Origin of the sequence: Sphingopyxis sp. C-1, assembly GCF_001047015.1 — a bacterium.
Lineage (GTDB): Bacteria > Pseudomonadota > Alphaproteobacteria > Sphingomonadales > Sphingomonadaceae > Sphingopyxis.
The window spans coordinates 2,259,617-2,275,929 of the sequence record NZ_BBRO01000001.1 but is presented as its reverse complement, the minus strand read 5'-3'; the positions used below and the strand labels follow the sequence as shown (position 1 = coordinate 2,275,929).

At 63.5% G+C, this 16,313-nt stretch carries 16 protein-coding genes; 8 read left to right on the top strand and 8 right to left on the bottom strand.

Annotated features, from left to right (window positions below):
* Nucleotides 1-10: 10 nt before the first annotated feature.
* From SC1_RS10725 to SC1_RS10715, 3 genes are all read left to right on the top strand, one after another.
* Nucleotides 11-964, top strand: coding sequence for a metal-dependent hydrolase (locus tag SC1_RS10725; RefSeq protein ID WP_062181239.1), 954 nt, complete (start codon nt 11-13; stop codon nt 962-964).
* A gap of 76 nt (nt 965-1,040) precedes the next feature.
* Nucleotides 1,041-2,321 carry a cyclopropane-fatty-acyl-phospholipid synthase family protein gene (locus tag SC1_RS10720; RefSeq protein ID WP_062181236.1) on the top strand — a complete coding sequence of 427 codons (1,281 nt, stop codon included), beginning with the start codon at nt 1,041-1,043 and terminating at the stop codon, nt 2,319-2,321.
* 20 nt (nt 2,322-2,341) lie between these two features.
* On the top strand, nt 2,342-3,514 hold the full coding sequence (locus SC1_RS10715) for a serine hydrolase (protein ID WP_062181233.1): 1,173 nt from the start codon (nt 2,342-2,344) through the stop codon (nt 3,512-3,514).
* Nucleotides 3,515-3,596: 82 nt separating this feature from the next.
* Here SC1_RS10715 and SC1_RS10710 read toward each other — a convergent pair whose 3' ends face one another.
* Genes SC1_RS10710 through purF form a run of 3 tightly spaced genes read right to left on the bottom strand, consistent with a single transcriptional unit; the run spans nt 3,597 to nt 6,240 of the window.
* The gene (locus tag SC1_RS10710) at nt 3,597-3,983 is read right to left on the bottom strand and encodes a hypothetical protein (RefSeq protein ID WP_062181231.1); all 387 of its coding nucleotides are present in this window, start codon (nt 3,981-3,983) and stop codon (nt 3,597-3,599) included.
* A gap of 60 nt (nt 3,984-4,043) precedes the next feature.
* Complete coding sequence (locus tag SC1_RS10705) at nt 4,044-4,778, bottom strand: SDR family NAD(P)-dependent oxidoreductase (RefSeq protein ID WP_062181228.1); 735 nt, start codon at nt 4,776-4,778, stop codon at nt 4,044-4,046.
* Between the two features lie 4 nt (nt 4,779-4,782).
* Nucleotides 4,783-6,240, bottom strand: a complete 1,458-nt coding sequence (purF, locus tag SC1_RS10700; RefSeq protein WP_062181225.1) for an amidophosphoribosyltransferase — start codon at nt 6,238-6,240, stop codon at nt 4,783-4,785.
* A 143-nt stretch (nt 6,241-6,383) separates the two neighbouring features.
* On the opposite strand from purF, the gene hisI reads away from it, so the two are divergent.
* The 5 genes from hisI to SC1_RS10675 are packed head-to-tail and all read left to right on the top strand — an operon-like array spanning nt 6,384 to nt 11,187.
* The gene (gene hisI, locus SC1_RS10695) at nt 6,384-6,764 is read left to right on the top strand and encodes a phosphoribosyl-AMP cyclohydrolase (RefSeq protein WP_062181222.1); all 381 of its coding nucleotides are present in this window, start codon (nt 6,384-6,386) and stop codon (nt 6,762-6,764) included.
* A complete protein-coding gene (locus SC1_RS10690) occupies nt 6,751-7,305 on the top strand; it encodes a hypothetical protein (protein ID WP_062181219.1) in 555 nt (184 codons plus the stop codon). The genes hisI and SC1_RS10690 overlap by 14 nt, the downstream gene beginning before the upstream one ends.
* A 51-nt stretch (nt 7,306-7,356) precedes the next feature.
* Nucleotides 7,357-7,788, top strand: coding sequence for a MerR family DNA-binding transcriptional regulator (locus SC1_RS10685; protein WP_062183962.1), 432 nt, complete (start codon nt 7,357-7,359; stop codon nt 7,786-7,788).
* A 54-nt stretch (nt 7,789-7,842) separates the two neighbouring features.
* Entirely contained in the window at nt 7,843-9,645 is a 1,803-nt protein-coding gene (locus tag SC1_RS10680) for an acyl-CoA dehydrogenase C-terminal domain-containing protein (RefSeq protein WP_062181216.1), read from the top strand.
* A 54-nt stretch (nt 9,646-9,699) separates the two neighbouring features.
* Nucleotides 9,700-11,187, top strand: coding sequence for a phospholipase D-like domain-containing protein (locus tag SC1_RS10675; RefSeq protein ID WP_238586654.1), 1,488 nt, complete (start codon nt 9,700-9,702; stop codon nt 11,185-11,187).
* A 31-nt stretch (nt 11,188-11,218) separates the two neighbouring features.
* On the opposite strand, the gene SC1_RS10670 is transcribed toward SC1_RS10675, so the two are convergent.
* Genes SC1_RS10670 through SC1_RS10650 form a run of 5 tightly spaced genes read right to left on the bottom strand, consistent with a single transcriptional unit; the run spans nt 11,219 to nt 16,278 of the window.
* Complete coding sequence (locus SC1_RS10670) at nt 11,219-12,070, bottom strand: CoA ester lyase (RefSeq protein WP_062181210.1); 852 nt, start codon at nt 12,068-12,070, stop codon at nt 11,219-11,221.
* A complete protein-coding gene (locus SC1_RS10665; protein WP_062181207.1) occupies nt 12,070-12,522 on the bottom strand; it encodes a MaoC family dehydratase in 453 nt (150 codons plus the stop codon). Before SC1_RS10665 ends, SC1_RS10670 begins: the two co-directional genes overlap by 1 nt.
* Nucleotides 12,522-14,363: an acetyl/propionyl/methylcrotonyl-CoA carboxylase subunit alpha gene (locus tag SC1_RS10660; protein WP_062181204.1), complete on the bottom strand. Its 1,842-nt coding sequence runs from the start codon at nt 14,361-14,363 to the stop codon at nt 12,522-12,524. The genes SC1_RS10665 and SC1_RS10660 overlap by 1 nt, the downstream gene beginning before the upstream one ends.
* Entirely contained in the window at nt 14,360-14,674 is a 315-nt protein-coding gene (locus tag SC1_RS10655; protein ID WP_062183959.1) for a DUF3088 family protein, read from the bottom strand. Before SC1_RS10655 ends, SC1_RS10660 begins: the two co-directional genes overlap by 4 nt.
* A gap of 5 nt (nt 14,675-14,679) precedes the next feature.
* Nucleotides 14,680-16,278, bottom strand: a complete 1,599-nt coding sequence (locus SC1_RS10650; RefSeq protein WP_062181201.1) for a carboxyl transferase domain-containing protein — start codon at nt 16,276-16,278, stop codon at nt 14,680-14,682.
* Between the last annotated feature and the right edge of the window lie 35 nt (nt 16,279-16,313).

Genomic DNA, 16,313 nt, shown 5'->3' with positions numbered 1-16,313 from the left:
TTCCGCCGTCATGGATAATCTGACGCATAGCCTCGTCGGCGCGGTTCTGGGCCAGATGGGGCTCAAGCGAAAAACCGGTCTGGCGATGCCGACGTTGATCATCGCGGCAAATCTGCCCGATATCGATGCGGGATGTGCCATTTATGGCATCGAATCGCTCTCGATGCGGCGCGGGGTCACGCACGGGCCGATCGCGCTTCTGCTGCTGCCGATCCTGCTGTGGGCGCTGATGATCGCGTTCGACCGCTGGCAGGAACGACGCGGCAAGCGTCCGGCGGGGCGCCTGCCGATCGACAAGGGCTGGTTGCTCGCGCTCGCCTATATCGGCTGCTTCAGCCATCCTGCGCTCGACTGGCTCAACAATTACGGTATCCGCCTGCTCGAACCGTTCAGCCACCGCTGGTTCTATGGCGACAGCATCTTCATCATCGATCTGTGGATATGGATTGCGCTCGGCGTCTCGGTCTGGCTGTCCCTGCGTGGAGAACGCCGTGGCGCGGCCAACTGGCAGCGCCCGGCTTCGATCGGCTTCACGGCCGTTTGTGCTTATATTCTCGCGAACGGCGCAATCACGGGTGCTGCCGAGCGCATGACGTCGCGCGCGCTGGAGGCTGGGGGACGGAAGGATGCGCTCGTCGTCGCGAGCCCGCCGCCGCTCGCCTTCTGGAAACGCGACATTTTCTGGCGGACCGCCGACCGCTACGGCACCGCGAGCTTTGTTCCCGGCGTCGGCGGTCACGTCGATCTGACCGGCGCACCAACCGGAATGGACGATCCGCGTCTCGCGACATGGGTCAAGGCCGATCCCGCGGCGCGCGCCTTTCTTTTCTGGTCGCGCATGCCGGTGGCGCAAAGGCAAGGCGATGCTATTTTACTTCGCGACCAGCGTTTCATGCATCCGCTTGCGCAGGACCGCTTTCAGGTCCGGCTGACTGCGCCCGACACCGCGAGCTATCCCGAATGACGGCCGCGCGTGACGTCATGGCGTCACGTGTTTCAACCGATTGTCAGCGGCATGCGTTTGAGGCAGGAAGGTGTGAATGAACACGCATGTCAGCCCGCGCCGCGGTAAGGAACTGCTCCGCGCCGACCGTGCCTATCGCTCGGGCGGCGGAATGGCGCGGCTGCTCGCGCTGGCCCCGGGGGCGCTTTTTCACCGGATGCTCGACCGGATCGACGCGGGCCTCGCGCTAGGCACGATCGAGGGCCATCTGCCCGACGGCAGCGTGCGCCTGCTCGGTGGCCGCGGCAAGGGGCCGACGGCGGTGGTCCATCTCCATAGCTGGGCGGCACTGGCGCGGCTCGCGCTTTCGGGTTCGGTGGGCTGGTACCGCGCGTGGGAAGCCGACGAATGGTCGTCGCCGGATCCGGTGCCGCTGTTCGACCTTTTCATGCGCAACGGCGAAACTCTGGGCAACGTAGGGCGAGCGCATGGGCCATGGCGTTGGCTAAACAAGACCATCCACGCTCTCCACCGCAACGACCGGCGCGGGGCAAAGCGGAATATTCATGCCCATTATGATTTGGGCAATGATTTCTATCGCTTGTGGCTCGACCCGAGTATGAACTATTCGAGTGCGCTGTTCACCGATCCCGCTCAGTCGCTGGAGGAAGCGCAGGCGGCGAAGGTCGACGCGATCCTCGACCGGCTCGACCTCAGATCGGGAAGCCGACTGCTAGAGATTGGCTGCGGCTGGGGTGCGCTTGCCGAACGTGCGGTGGAACGTCACGATGTGCTTTACACCGGCATCACCCTTTCGCCAGCGCAAGCCGAAATCGCCGACGCGCGGCTTGCGATGGTCGACCTGTCGGATCGCTCGCGTATCGAGATCTGCGACTATCGCGACGTGCAGGGCCCCTATGACGCGATCGCCAGCGTCGAGATGGTCGAAGCCGTTGGCGAAGCCTATTGGCCCGCCTATCTCGACACGATCGCGCGACTGCTGCGTCCCGGCGGAAAGGCCGCGATCCAGTATATATTGATCAATGATGCGCTGTTCGAACGCTATGCGGCCAGCAGCGACTTTATTCAGGCCTATATCTTCCCGGGCGGTTGCTTGATTTCGGAAAGCCGCTTTCGGGCGCTCGCCGAGGCGCGTGGACTTGCCTGGCGCGATGTTCGCCGGTTCGGCGGCGATTATGCCGAGACGCTGCGCCAGTGGCGCGAGCGTTTCGACGCGGCGGTCGCGGCGGACCAGCTTCCGTCGGGTTTCGACGCCCGTTTCGTGCGGCTTTGGCGTTACTATTTGCAATATTGCGAAGGGGGCTTTCGCGGAGGCGGCATCGACGTCGCGCAAGTCACACTCGAAAAGACAGCCTGAAAAACAGGGGAGGAAACCACATGCGAAGATTTTTGGCGGCGGTGCTGCTGTGCACTGCGGCGGCCGGGTGCAGCGCGCCCACGGCACCTGAGAAAACCAATCAACTGCCAAAGGATCTGAATGTGCTGTTCTGGACCCAGGATCAACGCGACGCCGCTTTCCGTACGATGGAGACGGTTCCCAAGGTGGTGGTCAACACGGTCAAGGCGGGCGGCCCGGTCTATCCGCTACCGCAGGGCGCGCCGCTCGATCTCGGGACCGATGTCGACGCCTATATGGCGAAACAGCGCAATGCGGGCCTGATTATCGTGCAGGACGGCAAAGTCCGGTTCGAGAAATATGCCCTCGGCTATGGCGCCGCTGGGCGCTGGACGAGCTTCTCGGTCGCCAAAAGCTTTACGTCGACGCTCGTCGGCGCCGCGGTGAAGGACGGCTATATCAAGAGCCTCGACGACAAGGTCACCGCCTATATCCCCGGCCTCAAAGGGTCGGCCTATGACGATGTATCGGTGAAGCAGCTGCTCACCATGACCTCCGGGGTCAAATGGAACGAGGATTATACTGACCCCAAGTCGGATGTGGCGCTATTCAACTTGCAGAAGCCGGTTGCCGGTGAGGATATAACGGTCAGCTATATGAAGACCTTGCCACGCGAAGCACCCGCGGGGTCGAAGTGGGTTTACAAGACCGGAGAGACCAATTTGATCGGCGTGCTCGTATCGAGCGCTACGGGCAAAACGCTGTCGGAATATCTTTCCGAAAAGGTCTGGAAGCCCTTCGGCATGGAGCAGGATGCAGTGTGGATGCTCGGCGCGACGGGGCATGAGATCAGCGGCTGCTGCATGTCGGCGAGCCTCAAGGATTATGCGCGCTTTGGTCAGTTCATCCTGAATGGCGGGGTAGCAGGCGGCAAGAAGGTGTTGCCCGACGACTGGCTGCCCGCTGCGACCACCAAGCAGGCCGGCATCGACCTGCCGGGGCGCGGCTATGGCTATCAATGGTGGACCAACGACGACGGCAGCTTCGCCGCGCAGGGCATCTTCGGGCAGGGCATTTTCATCGATCCGAAGCGAAAGCTTGTGATTGCTTCGAATGGGAATTGGCCGACGGCGACCGATCCCGAGGGCGTCGGCGCAGCACGCGAGGCTTTTTACAAGAGCGTGCAGGCGGCTGTGGACAAAGAACCCAGATAATCGTCGCCCCCGCGAAGGCGGGGGCTGTTATCGGCGTTGTGCAAGGTTGTCGTCGCCCCGGCGTTCGCGGGGGCGAAGGACGTCAGTCGACGACAGTTGCCGTCGCGCGTTGGGCCAGCCACACCGCGACAAGCGGGACGGCGACGCCCAGCGCCATGATCCACCAGGTGTCTGCGAGCGTGACAGCGCGATAAAGCGCGGCGCCGATCACGGAGCCCGCGACAATCCAGCCCGGGCCGGTGCCCGCCGAAATGCGCATCGCGAACCAGCCGCCACCAAAAGTGCCGATAAACCAGCCGACGATCAGCGCGATCGTCGATCCGATCGGAATCAGCACTTCGCCGCTATTGGGGTCATAGACATCGGGCGAAATCTCGCTGCCGGCATATTGGGCGAGCCAGATCAGCCCGAACGCGACGACGATGCCGATCACCGCGGCAATCGCCGACCGCAAAATAGTCTTGGTCATTAATGCGCCCTCGCAAACCCTCTTATGCGAGTGTCTTAGCGCAGGAAAACGAAGATGGCGTTAAGCTTTTTCCATGACCTTGGGCAACGCGTGGAAGGTGGTGCTTTCGAACCCTTCGACCATCATCCCGGCGACAAATTCGCCGACCGCTGCGGGGTCCTTGATGCTTTGCGGGTCTTCGCCGGGATAAGCGCGCGCGCGCATCTGCGTCCGCGTGCCGCCGGGATCGAGGATCGCGGTGCGCACGGTCGAGATGTTGCGCATTTCGGCACCATAGCTCGACACCAGGACCTCGAATGCCGCCTTGGACGCGGCATAGGCGCCCCAATAGGCGCGCGGTTCGCGTGCGACGCTGCTCGACAGCGCGATCAGCCGGCCGCTGGCCGCGCGGCGCAGCAGCGGATCGAAATTGGCGATCAGCGCCTGCTGCGCGATCAGGTTCAGCGTCAGCAGCTTGTTGAATTCCTTGCCGTCGATCGCGGCGACGGGGGTAAGCGTGCCGAGCATTGCCGCGTTGAGCACGAGCATGTCGAGCTGCTGCCAGCGCTCGGCGATCGCGCTCGCGAGGCGCGCGATGCTGTCGCCGTCGGTCAGGTCCAGCGGCGCGATCGTCGCGCTGCCGCCAGCTTCGTGGATGCGGTCTTCGAGTTCTTCGAGCCCGCCCGCGGTACGCGCTGTGATCACGACATGCGCCCCGCGCGCGGCGAGCGATTCCGCGATCGCTTCGCCGATGCCGCGGCTCGCCCCAGTGACGAGCGCAACCTGGCCCGCCAGTTCCTTAGACGTCGTATTCATTGTGTCAAACAACCCGTTCGGCAAGCAGGGAAAATTGATCTTCCAGCCCATGCTCATCGAAATCGGTCAGCGTGGTCGGATAGTCGCCGGTAAAGCAGGCGTCGCAATATTGCGGAGCGTCGTCGCTGCGCTTCACTTCGCCCAGCGCCCGGTAAAGGCCGTCGATCGAGATGAATGACAGGCTGTCGGCGTTGATGAAATTCGCCATCTGGCCGACACTCATCTGCGCTGCGAGCAATTTGGCGCGCTCAGGGGTGTCGACGCCATAGAAGCAGCTATGCTGCGTCGGCGGGCTTGCGATGCGCATATGCACTTCGGTCGCGCCCGCGTCGCGCATCATCTGCACGATCTTGAGGCTGGTCGTGCCGCGCACAATCGAATCGTCGATCAACACGATACGTTTGCCCGCGATCAGCGCGCGGTTGGCGTTGTGCTTCAACTTCACGCCCAGGTGGCGGACCTTGTCACCCGGCTGGATGAAGGTGCGTCCGACATAGTGCGAGCGGATGATGCCGAGTTCGAATGGGATGCCCGATTCCTGCGCATAACCGATCGCTGCGGGCGTACCCGAATCGGGGACCGGGATGACGAGGTCTGCTTCGACCGGGTTTTCGCGCGCCAGTTCGGCGCCGATTGCCTTGCGCACCGAATAGACGCTGGTGCCGTCGACGATCGAATCGGGGCGCGAGAAATAGACATATTCGAAGATGCAGGGCCGCGCCGGATGGTCGGCAAAGGGGCGATGCGAGGTTAACTGGCCATCGCGAATGATGACGAGTTCGCCAGGCTCGACCGAACGCACGAATTCGGCGCCGACGACGTCGAGCGCCACGGTTTCCGACGCCAGGATATGCGCATCGCCAAGCTTTCCGATGACGAGCGGGCGGATGCCAAGCGGGTCGCGGCAGCCGATCATGCCCTCTGCGGTCAGGCAGATCAGCGAATAGGCGCCTTCGACCTGCTTCAGCGCATCGATGAACCGATCGAGCAAAGAGCGATAGTTGGACGTCGCGACGAGGTGGATGATGACCTCTGTATCGCTGGTCGACTGAAAGATCGAACCCCGGCGGACGAGTACTTTGCGTAGCGCTGCCGCGTTCGAAATGTTGCCATTGTGAGCCACCGCAAAGCCGCCCGTCGCGAGATCCGCGAACAATGGCTGGACGTTCCGCAGCGCGGTTTCGCCAGTGGTCGAATAGCGGACATGGCCGATCGACGATCCGCCTTGCAACTGGCGCATGATGTCGTCGCGGTCGAAATTGCCCGCGACATGGCCCATCGCGCGGTGGGTGTGGAATTCCTTGCCGTCGAAGGCGGTTATGCCTGCGGCTTCCTGTCCACGGTGTTGCAGGGCGTGGAGGCCCAGCGCGACTACCGCAGCGGCGCTATCGGCGCCATGAATACCAAATACGCCGCACTCCTCGCGGAGCTTGTCGTCGTCAAAAGGATGGGTCGTCAGCATGTCGTTCCAGGGGCAGGGGGGCAGTGACTGCGGCGCATATAGGGACGGCAATCGCAAATGTCGCCCCCCTAATCACGCATTTGTCACATGGCGGGCGAAGCATGGGGTGACAGCGCCGCCAAACCTGCTCTAAAGCGCCATTTATGGATGATCAGCGCGACACGACCGACCGATTTTCTCCGCGCTTCGACGCCGCTGGACTGGTGACGGCGATCGTCACCGACGCCGATACGCATATTCTGCTGATGGTCGCGCACATGAATGCCGAAGCGATCGAGCAGACCCGCGCGACGGGGCAGGCGCATTTCTGGTCGCGGTCGCGGCAGGCTTTGTGGCGGAAGGGCGAAACGTCGGGCAACGGCCTGACCATGGTCGAGATGCGCGTCGATTGCGATCAGGATGCGTTGCTGCTCCGCGTGAAGCCGGCGGGCCCCGCCTGTCACACCGGCCGTCGATCGTGCTTTTATCGCCGTGTCGAGGCCGATGGCAGCCTGACCTTTCTGTCCGACGATGCGCAGGGTTAGCGCTGCGCTCACGTTGGCGGCGCTGTTCCTCACGGGCTGCAATCGGCCAGCGCCGGAGGACGGCGCGAAAGGCGTCGATGCGAACAATCCGCTTGAAGTCGCGGCGCGCCAGCGCGGTGTCGTGCATTCGGACGCCGTCAGCCCGGTCGGAGTGTTCGAGCGCACCCACGATTTGGGCCGCGATGCGATGTGCGTCGTCGCCGACGGCGCGGGAAGCTGGCGCTTTGCGGTCACCGCGGCATTCGGTCCCAGCGTCTCGTGCACCGCGTCCGGAACGATGACGCGCGAGGGCGATGGCTGGCGGATGCGTTTTGCCGGTGTCGACGGCTGCGATGCGCTTGTCCATGAGGAAGAGGATGAATTGCGATTGCCGGGAAGCCTGCCGGCGCAATGCGCGCGCCTGTGCCCAGATCGCGCCTCGCTGTCGGGTTTGCGGCTGCCGCGGGCGAGCTGGTCGGCGGACGATGCGGGGGACTTGCGGATCGCCGATCGGCGCGGCAATATGCAGCGTCCTTGCGGAGGCGGAACTGCCTCGAAATGACCCGCGCCGCCGGTATTGACGTTCACGTCAACGGAAACTAGTTTCATCGGCATGACCGAACAATATGGCCACGCCCATATCGATACGCCCGACCATCTGGGGCGCGAACAATTCAGCATCACCGACTTGTCGACCGAGTTCGGGGTCACCGCCCGCGCGCTGCGTTTCTATGAGGACGAAGGGCTGATCAGCCCTTCGCGCAAAGGTTTGTCGCGTATCTATTCGAAGCGCGATCGCGCGCGGTTGGCGTGGATTCTGCGCGCGAAGCGCACGGGGTTCAGCCTTGCCGACATTCGCGAGATGATCGACCTTTACGACGTCGGCGATGGTCGCAAGACGCAGCGCCAGGTGACGATCGAGAAATGCGAACAGCGTATCGGCTTGCTGCAACGTCAGCGTGACGACATCGACAGCGCTGTCGAGGAATTGTCGCGGTTCATCGATATGGTGAAAAAAGTCGACGCCGGTCGAAAGGTCGACTGAAGCCTCTCCCCAGGCAAGTGTGACATCGCTACCTGCTTTTCAGAAGGATACCCCATGCCCGTCTATCGCGCTCCCGTGCAGGACACTCTCTTCCTCCTCAACGACGTGCTCGGGATCGAGCGCTATGCGAACCTGCCCGGTTTCGCCAATGCGACCCCCGACATGATCGAGGCAGTGCTAACCGAAGCAGGCAAATTCTGTGAGGAAGTGCTGTTCCCGATCAACCAGTCGGGCGACCTCGAAGGATGCACGCGCCACGACGATGGATCGGTGACGACGCCCAAGGGTTTCAAGCAAGCCTATAAGGCCTATTCGGAAGCGGGCTGGGGATTGTTGACCGCGCCTGAGGAATTCGGCGGCCAGGGTCTGCCGCACGTCATCGGCTTTCCGGTCGAGGAATATCGCAACGCCGCCAACCAGGCCTTCGCCATGTATCCGGGGCTGACGCAGGGTGCGACCGCGGCGATCCTCGTCAAGGGTTCGGACGAGCAGAAGGCGACCTATGTCCCCAAGATGATCGCGGGCGAATGGGGCGGGACGATGAACCTGACCGAACCGCATTGCGGGACTGATCTCGGGCTCATCCGCACGCGTGCCGTCCCGAACGGTGACGGCAGCTATGCCGTCACGGGCACGAAAATCTTTATCTCGTCGGGCGAGCATGACCTCACCGACAATATCATTCACCTCGTCCTGGCGAAGACGCCCGACGCGCCCGACAGCGTTAAGGGTATCTCGCTGTTCATCGTACCGAAGTTCATCGTGAATGAAGACGGTTCGCTGGGCGATCGTAACACTCTTTCGTGCGGATCGATCGAGCATAAGATGGGTATCCATGCCAATTCGACCTGCGTCATGAATTATGACGGGGCAAAAGGCTGGATGGTCGGCGAAGAGAATAAGGGCCTGGCCGCGATGTTCGTGATGATGAACGCTGCGCGCCTCGGTGTCGGTATTCAGGGGCTCGGCCAGGCCGACGTCGCATACCAGAATGCGGTCCAGTACGCGAAAGACCGCCGTCAGGGCCGTGCGCTCACTGGCCCGCAGGATCCGCAGGAAAAGGCAGACCCGCTGTTCGTTCATCCCGACGTCCGCCGCATGCTGATGGACGGCAAGGCAACGGTCGAGGGGCTGCGCGCGCTGTGCACCTGGGGTGCGCTGCAGGTCGATCTGGCACATGTCGCCGAGAGCGAGGAAGAGCGTCAGCGCGCCGACGACCTCGTCAGCCTGCTGACGCCCGTGATCAAGGGCTTTGGCACCGACAAGGGCTATGAGGTCGCGACCAATGCGCAGCAGGTGTTCGGCGGCCACGGCTACATCGAAGAGCAGGGCATGAGCCAATATGTCCGCGATGCGCGCATCACGATGATCTATGAAGGCGCGAACGGCGTGCAGGCGATGGACCTTGTCGGTCGCAAGCTCGCGCAGAATGGTGGCCGTGCGATTCAGGCCTTCTTTGCCGTCGTCGACGAGGAATGCGGCCGCGCCAAGGGCAATGAAGCGCTCGCCGACTTCGCGACGCGCCTTGAAAAGGCCAATGGCGAGCTCAAGGCCGCGACGATGTGGTTCATGCAGAACGGCATGACGAACCCGAACAATATCGGTGCCGGCGCCCATCATTATATGCACATCATGGGGATCGTCGCGCTGGGTTCGATGTGGCTGATGATGGCCGAGGCGGCGCAGAAGGCGCTGGCCGAAGGTCGCGGCAACAAGGATTTCCTTGAGGCCAAGCTCGTCACCGCGCGCTATTTCGGCGAACGTTTCCTGCCCGATGCCGGGTCGCTCCGCCGCAAGATCGAGGCGGGCAGCGAGGCGATGATGGCGCTCGCTCCCGAACAGTTCGCCGCAGCCTGAACATTAGGCTTGCAACCATCGCCGCCATGATGCGTGGTGGCGGCGATGGGGACCGTGCTGAAACCGATAGTCGTCGAAGGGCGTAATTGCTGGCGGATCGAACGCGCCGACAAGGCGCGGATGATCGTCGACGCCGCCGACTATTTTGCGCTGCTGGAACGGCTGATGGCCGATGCGCGGCAGCGTATCCTGCTTATTGGCTGGGACTTTGATCCGCGGATTGCGCTGAAGCCCGACAAGGACGGCAAGGGCGAACCGCTTGGCGATTATCTGTTGCGGCTCGCGCATGAAAAGCCCGATCGCGACATCGACATCCTGCGTTGGAATTTCGGCGGGCTGAAGCAATTCGCGATGCCGCGTATCCTGTCGATGGTGGCGCGCTGGAAACTGACGCGCTCGATAAGCTTCCGCCTCGACAGTGCGCACCCCGTCGGATGCAGCCATCACCAGAAGGTTGCGGTGTTCGACGATCATCTGGCGGTGTGCGGTGGCATCGACGTCGGATCGCGTCGCTGGGATACGCGCGAGCATAAGGACGGCGACCCTCACCGCACCGCGCCCGACGGCAAAGCCTATATGCCGTGGCATGACAGCACCATGATCCTCGCCGGACCCGTTGGCAACGCGCTCGCCGACCTGGGTAACGAGCGCTGGCAACGCGCGACCAAAAAGCCGCTGCGCGATCTAAAGGGGGAGGGCGAAAATTGGCCCGACGACCTGGAACCCGATTTCGAAGGCGTCGATGTTGCGATCTCGCGCACCCGCGCCGAATATGACGATGTCGGGGAAATCCGCGAGATCGAGCAGCTTTATCTGGACATGATCGCTGCGGCCGACCGCTTCATCTATTTCGAGAATCAATATTTCACCTCCGGCAAGATCGCCGCCGCGATCGCCGAGCGGTTGAACGAAGACGATCCGCCCGAATTCGTGATGGTGATGCCGAAAACCGCTGACGGCTGGCTGGAGCAGATGGCGATGGATGCCGCGCGCGTGCAACTGGTGCGGGAGATTGCCAAGGCGAAGCATGGCGACCGGCTGAAAGTCTATTATCCGCGCACGAAGCGCGGCGAACCGATCTACGTCCACGCAAAGACCGCGATCGTCGACGACCGGATGATCCGCGTCGGATCGGCCAATATGAACAATCGCTCGATGGGGCTGGACAGCGAGTGCGACGTCACGATCGACGCGGCGCTCCCGGCGAACAAGGGCGTCGAGCCCACAATCGCGCGCCTCCGCACGTCGTTGATCGCCGAGCATCTCGACGTGTCGGAAGAGGAGGTGGCGGCGACCTTCAAGCGCGTCGGATCGCTGATCGACACGGTCGAGGCGCTGCGCGGCAAGGGGCGTTCGCTCGAACTTCTCGACCTTGTGCCCCCGGGGCCGATGGACGAATTCATCGCCGACAATGAACTGCTTGATCCGACGAGCCCCGACGCGATGTTCGAAGGCCTGACCGAACGCGGCCTCAGGAAAAGCTGGCATCGCGGCCGGAACTGGATGAAGCACCACCGGCCATTTGGGCGGAAGAGCCGCTAGCCGATTTATTTTGGGAAAGAGCGGCGGCGCGTTAATCCGCCAGTGAAAGGATGTGCTTCGCCTGTTTCAGGTGGGGCGCGTCGACCATCTTGCCATCGACCTGCAACACGCCTGCGCCGGGATTGGCGGCGAAGGCGTCGACTATTGCTTGCGCGCGCGCCGCTTCGTCGGCTGAAGGCGTGAAAGCGGCGTTGATCGGTTCGACCTGCGACGGATGGATCGCCATCATGCCTGTGAAGCCGTCGCGGCGGGCACGCACGGCATAAGCGGTAAGGCCGGCCACGTCCTTGATAGCCGGAAATACCGTATCGATGGCCGCCGCCCCTGCGGCGTGCGCCGCGAACAGTGTCATCGCGCGCGCGACCTCATAGGGTGAGGTGTAGCTGCCATCGGCTTCGCGGCTCGTCGCCGCGCCGATTGCCGCGGGCAGATCCTCTGCGCCCCAGGTCAGACCAAGCAGGCGGTCCTTCACCTCACGGTAGCTGCCGAGCGTGAAGATGGCCGCAGGGGTTTCGGTCGCGATCGGCAGGATCGGCGGCAGCGAGGCGTCGCGTGCGGATTCGCTGCGCAGGATCGTGTCGAGTTGCGCGATGCTCGGCGCGCCTTCGGCCTTTGGCAGCATGATCGCGTCGGGACGCGCGGCGACGATGGCAGCGACGTCGGCGGCGGTCATATGGCCGTCGAGCGGATTGACGCGAACGAGGGTCACGACCTCGCGCTCACCCGCCAGATAATCGGCCACCGTAGCGCGGGCTGCCTCCTTGTTCGCGGGCGAAACCGAATCCTCAAGGTCGAGGATGATTGCGTCGGCGCCCGACGCCGCCGCCTTGGCAAAGCGCTCGGGGCGGTCGCCGGGAACGAAAAGGAGGGAGCGGAGGCGCATCAGGCGGCTTTCTTCTTGAGCAGGGCGGAGCGTTCGCACTGGCAGACGATCTCATCGCGCTGGTTGATCGCGCGGTGCAGGAAAGTCACGATACCCGCATTCGGCCGCGATTTGGACTCCTTGAGACCAACGACCTCGGATTCGGCGCGAAGCGTGTCGCCGATGAACACCGGTTTCGGCATCACCAGCTTGTCGTAACCGAGGTTCGCGACGAGCGTGCCGAGCGTCGTGTCGCCGACCGACAGCCCGACCATCAGGCTGAAGGTGAAGGTGCCGTTCACAAGGATCTGGCCGAATTCCGACGCCTTCGCGGCCTCGATATCCAGGTGCAGCGGCTGCGGATTGTGGGTCATCGTTGTGAAGAGGAGATTGTCGGTCTCGGTCACCGTGCGGCGGATGTCATGGGTCAGCGTGTCGCCGATCGCCCATTCGTCGAAATATTTGCCTGCCATTATACGTCGTCCTTTTCGATCCGCGCGAGCAATGCCTCGACCTGCACCTGCGCGCCGGCCGTCGCGTTGAGTTCGGCCACGACGCCGTCGAACGGCGCGGTCAGGCTATGCTCCATCTTCATCGCTTCGAGCGTGAGCAGTTTCTGCCCCTTGGTTACCTTGTCGCCCGCAGCAACCTCGACCGCGATGACCTTGCCGGGCATCGGCGACAGGATCGCACCGTCGCCGGCCGCACCGCCAGCGCTGCCTTCGGCCCGCCAAGGGGTCAGTTGCCACACCGATCCGCCCTCGGCGACGAGCATCGCGGGCGACGGCTCCTCCGCACCCGGCCCGTGGAGTTCGACCTCGACGCGCTTGCCGTCAAGCAGGAAGGGGGCGCTGCGGACGTCGGGCGCGTTGAGGCGGAAGCCCGATTGCAGCGCACGCGGTACCATCGCCATCGCGGCGTTGGTCAGCGCCTGTGCCGTCGGGACCGGCTCCTCGGTCATCGCGTCGCCGTCGCGGCCGATCAGCCCGGTATCGACCGTGCCCGCAACGAAATCGGGGTGATCGAGCGCGTTGATGAGGAAGGCCGAATTGGTCTTTACCGGCCAGATCGCGCTGTCCTCCAGCATCTCCGACAGCAATTCGCGCGCTTCCTCGCGGTCCTCGCCCCAGGCGATGACCTTGGCGATCATGGGGTCGTAGAAGGGCGAGACTTCGGCGCCTTCATAGACGCCGGTATCGACGCGGCCGATATGCTCGGGAAGCTGGAACAGTTCGAGCGTGCCAATCGACGGCAGGAAGCCCTTGGTGGGGTCTTCCGCATAAAGCCGCGCTTCCATGGCCCAGCCGTTGATCGCGAGCTCGTTCTGCGCCAGCGGGATCGGCTCGCCCGATGCAACGCGAAGCTGCCATTCGACGAGATCGACGCCCGTAATTTCCTCGGTCACCGGATGCTCGACCTGCAGGCGCGTGTTCATTTCCATGAACCAGATGCGGTCGGCGCGCAGGCCCTCCGACGCGTCGGCGATAAACTCGATCGTCCCCGCGCCGACATAATCGACGGCCTTCGCCGCGCGCACGGCGGCGGCGCACAGCGCTTCGCGCGTTGTTTCGTCCATGCCGGGGGCGGGGGCTTCCTCGATCACTTTCTGGTGGCGGCGCTGCAGCGAGCAGTCGCGCTCGAACAGGTGGACGACATTGCCGTGGCTGTCGCCGAACACCTGCACTTCGATATGGCGCGGGGTCAGGATATATTTCTCGATCAGCACATGGTCGTTGCCGAAAGATGCGGCGGCTTCGCGCTGGCACGAGGCGAGGGCGTCGAGGAAATCGGGGGCGGCGTCGACCTTGCGCATCCCCTTGCCGCCGCCGCCCGCGACTGCCTTGATCAGTACCGGATAGCCGATCTGTGCCGCCTGTTCGGCGAGGAAGTCGGGATCCTGATTCTCGCCCATATAGCCGGGCGTCACCGGCACCCCGGCATCGGCCATCAGTTTCTTGGCGGCATCCTTGAGGCCCATCGCGGTGATCGACGAAGGTTTCGGCCCCACCCAGACGAGCCCGGCATCGGCGACCGCCTGCGCAAATTCGGCGTTTTCGGAGAGGAAGCCGTATCCTGGATGGATCGCCTCGGCACCCGTGGCTTTTGCGGCGGCGATGATCTTGTCGCCGATCAGATAGGATTCACGTGCCGGGGACGGGCCGATATGCACGGCCTCGTCGGCCTCGCGCACATGCAGCGCGTTGGCGTCGGCGTCCGAATAGACGGCGACGGTGCGGATGCCCATCTCGCGCGCGGTGCGGATGATGCGGCAGGCGATTTCGCCGCGATTGGCGATAAGGAGGGACTGGATCATGGATGAGGTTCCGGAAAGCCGTGACGGGTATGGAGCGCTTCAAGCAGCGGCTTGATGTCGTTCACGAACCCGCCATCGGAAAAGACAAGGGCAGGGAGGTTCTGGTTCGCTTCGCCCATCGCCTCGACGACGAGCGGACGCGGGCGCGGCCATGGCACGCGGATGACCTCGAGATGGGTGGTACGCTCGGGAAACATCGCGAGCAGCCCTTCGACGAGGATGCAATCGCGGCAATAAAAGCTCGACCCCGGAAAAGCGGGATCGTCGAACTCGCGATCGAGGATGAACAGGCGGTCGGGTGCGTCGCTCATCGTCGTCACATCCGGAACACGCCGAAGCCGCGGTCCTCGACCGGGGCGTTCAGCGTGGCGGCGAAGGCGAGGCCGAGTACGTCGCGCGTCTGCGCGGGGTCGATGATGCCATCGTCCCAAAGGCGCGCGGTCGCGTGATAGGGGTTGCCCTCATCCTCATATTTCTGGCGGATCGGCGCCTTGAAGGCTTCGGCTTCCTCCGGCGTCCATTTGTCGGCGTCGCGGTGGACGGTCGCCAGCACCGACGCCGCCTGCTCGCCGCCCATCACGCTGATCCGGCTGTTGGGCCAGCTAAACAGGAAACGCGGGGAGTAAGCGCGCCCGCACATGCCGTAATTGCCGGCGCCAAAGCTGCCGCCGATCAACACGGTGATCTTGGGGACCGTCGCCGTGGCCACCGCCGTAACCAGCTTTGCGCCATGCTTGGCGATGCCTTCGGCTTCATATTTACCGCCGACCATGAAACCGCTGATGTTCTGGAGGAAGAGCAGCGGGATGCGCCGTTGCTGCGCCAGTTCGATGAAATGCGCGCCCTTGACCGCGCTTTCGCTGAACAGCACGCCATTGTTCGCGAGGATCGCGACCGGGATGCCCCAGATATGCGCGAAGCCGCAGATGAGCGTGCTGCCGTAGTTCGCCTTGAACTCATGAAACTCGCTGCCGTCGACGATGCGCGCGATGACTTCGTGCACGTCATATGGCGCGCGCACGTCGTCGGGCACGACGCCATAGATCTCCTCGCCGGCATATTTGGGCGGGCGCGGGGCCTTCATCGGCACCTCGAACCCCTTGTCTTCGCCAAGATGGCTGACGATGTCACGGACGATGGTCAGCGCATGCTCGTCATTCTCGGCGAGATGGTCGACGACCCCGGATTTCTTGGCGTGCAGATCGCCGCCGCCCAGATCCTCGGCGCTGATTTCTTCGCCCGTCGCGGCCTTTACCAGCGGGGGGCCGGCGAGGAAGATCGTGCCCTGATTACGCACGATCACGGTCTCGTCCGACATCGCGGGGACATAGGCACCGCCAGCGGTACAGCTTCCCATGACGCAGGCGATCTGCGGGATGCGCTTCGCCGACATATTCGCCTGATTGAAGAAGATGCGCCCGAAATGATCGCGGTCAGGAAACACCTGATCCTGATGCGGCAGGTTCGCGCCGCCGCTGTCGACGAGGTAGATGCAGGGCAGGCGGTTCGCCTCGGCAATCTCCTGCGCGCGCAGATGCTTCTTGACCGTCATCGGATAATAGGTGCCGCCCTTCACCGTCGCGTCGTTGCATAGGATCATGCACTGACGCCCCGACACGCGCCCGATGCCGCAGATCAGGCCGGCGCCCGGAACTTCGCCTTCATAAAGGTCGTTCGCCGCAAGCTGGCCGATTTCGAGGAAGGGCGAGCCGGGATCGAGCAGTCGTTCGACACGCTCGCGGGGGAGCAGCTTGCCGCGGCTCGTGTGGCGTTCGCGCGACTTTTCGTTGCCGCCGAGCGCGGCCTCCGCGACCGCGTCGCGCAACGCATCGGCGAGCGCGCGATTGTGCGTACTGCGGGTGCGATATTCTTCGCTGTCCGCATTGATGTTGGTGCCAAGAACCGGTGCGCTCACTGTAACATCTCTCCTGGAAGTCGGTTCGGAACTAA

What these genes read in the sequence shown, in the direction of transcription:
- SC1_RS10725 (WP_062181239.1), top strand. Translation starts at nt 11, where the DNA reads ATGGATAATCTGACGCATAGCCTCGTCGGCGCGGTTCTGGGCCAGATG.
- SC1_RS10720 (WP_062181236.1), top strand. Translation starts at nt 1,041, where the DNA reads ATGAACACGCATGTCAGCCCGCGCCGCGGTAAGGAACTGCTCCGCGCC.
- SC1_RS10715 (WP_062181233.1), top strand. Translation starts at nt 2,342, where the DNA reads ATGCGAAGATTTTTGGCGGCGGTGCTGCTGTGCACTGCGGCGGCCGGG.
- SC1_RS10710 (WP_062181231.1), bottom strand. Translation starts at nt 3,983, where the DNA reads ATGACCAAGACTATTTTGCGGTCGGCGATTGCCGCGGTGATCGGCATC.
- SC1_RS10705 (WP_062181228.1), bottom strand. Translation starts at nt 4,778, where the DNA reads ATGAATACGACGTCTAAGGAACTGGCGGGCCAGGTTGCGCTCGTCACT.
- purF (WP_062181225.1), bottom strand. Translation starts at nt 6,240, where the DNA reads ATGCTGACGACCCATCCTTTTGACGACGACAAGCTCCGCGAGGAGTGC.
- hisI (WP_062181222.1), top strand. Translation starts at nt 6,384, where the DNA reads ATGGATGATCAGCGCGACACGACCGACCGATTTTCTCCGCGCTTCGAC.
- SC1_RS10690 (WP_062181219.1), top strand. Translation starts at nt 6,751, where the DNA reads ATGCGCAGGGTTAGCGCTGCGCTCACGTTGGCGGCGCTGTTCCTCACG.
- SC1_RS10685 (WP_062183962.1), top strand. Translation starts at nt 7,357, where the DNA reads ATGACCGAACAATATGGCCACGCCCATATCGATACGCCCGACCATCTG.
- SC1_RS10680 (WP_062181216.1), top strand. Translation starts at nt 7,843, where the DNA reads ATGCCCGTCTATCGCGCTCCCGTGCAGGACACTCTCTTCCTCCTCAAC.
- SC1_RS10670 (WP_062181210.1), bottom strand. Translation starts at nt 12,070, where the DNA reads ATGCGCCTCCGCTCCCTCCTTTTCGTTCCCGGCGACCGCCCCGAGCGC.
- SC1_RS10665 (WP_062181207.1), bottom strand. Translation starts at nt 12,522, where the DNA reads ATGGCAGGCAAATATTTCGACGAATGGGCGATCGGCGACACGCTGACC.
- SC1_RS10660 (WP_062181204.1), bottom strand. Translation starts at nt 14,363, where the DNA reads ATGATCCAGTCCCTCCTTATCGCCAATCGCGGCGAAATCGCCTGCCGC.
- SC1_RS10655 (WP_062183959.1), bottom strand. Translation starts at nt 14,674, where the DNA reads ATGAGCGACGCACCCGACCGCCTGTTCATCCTCGATCGCGAGTTCGAC.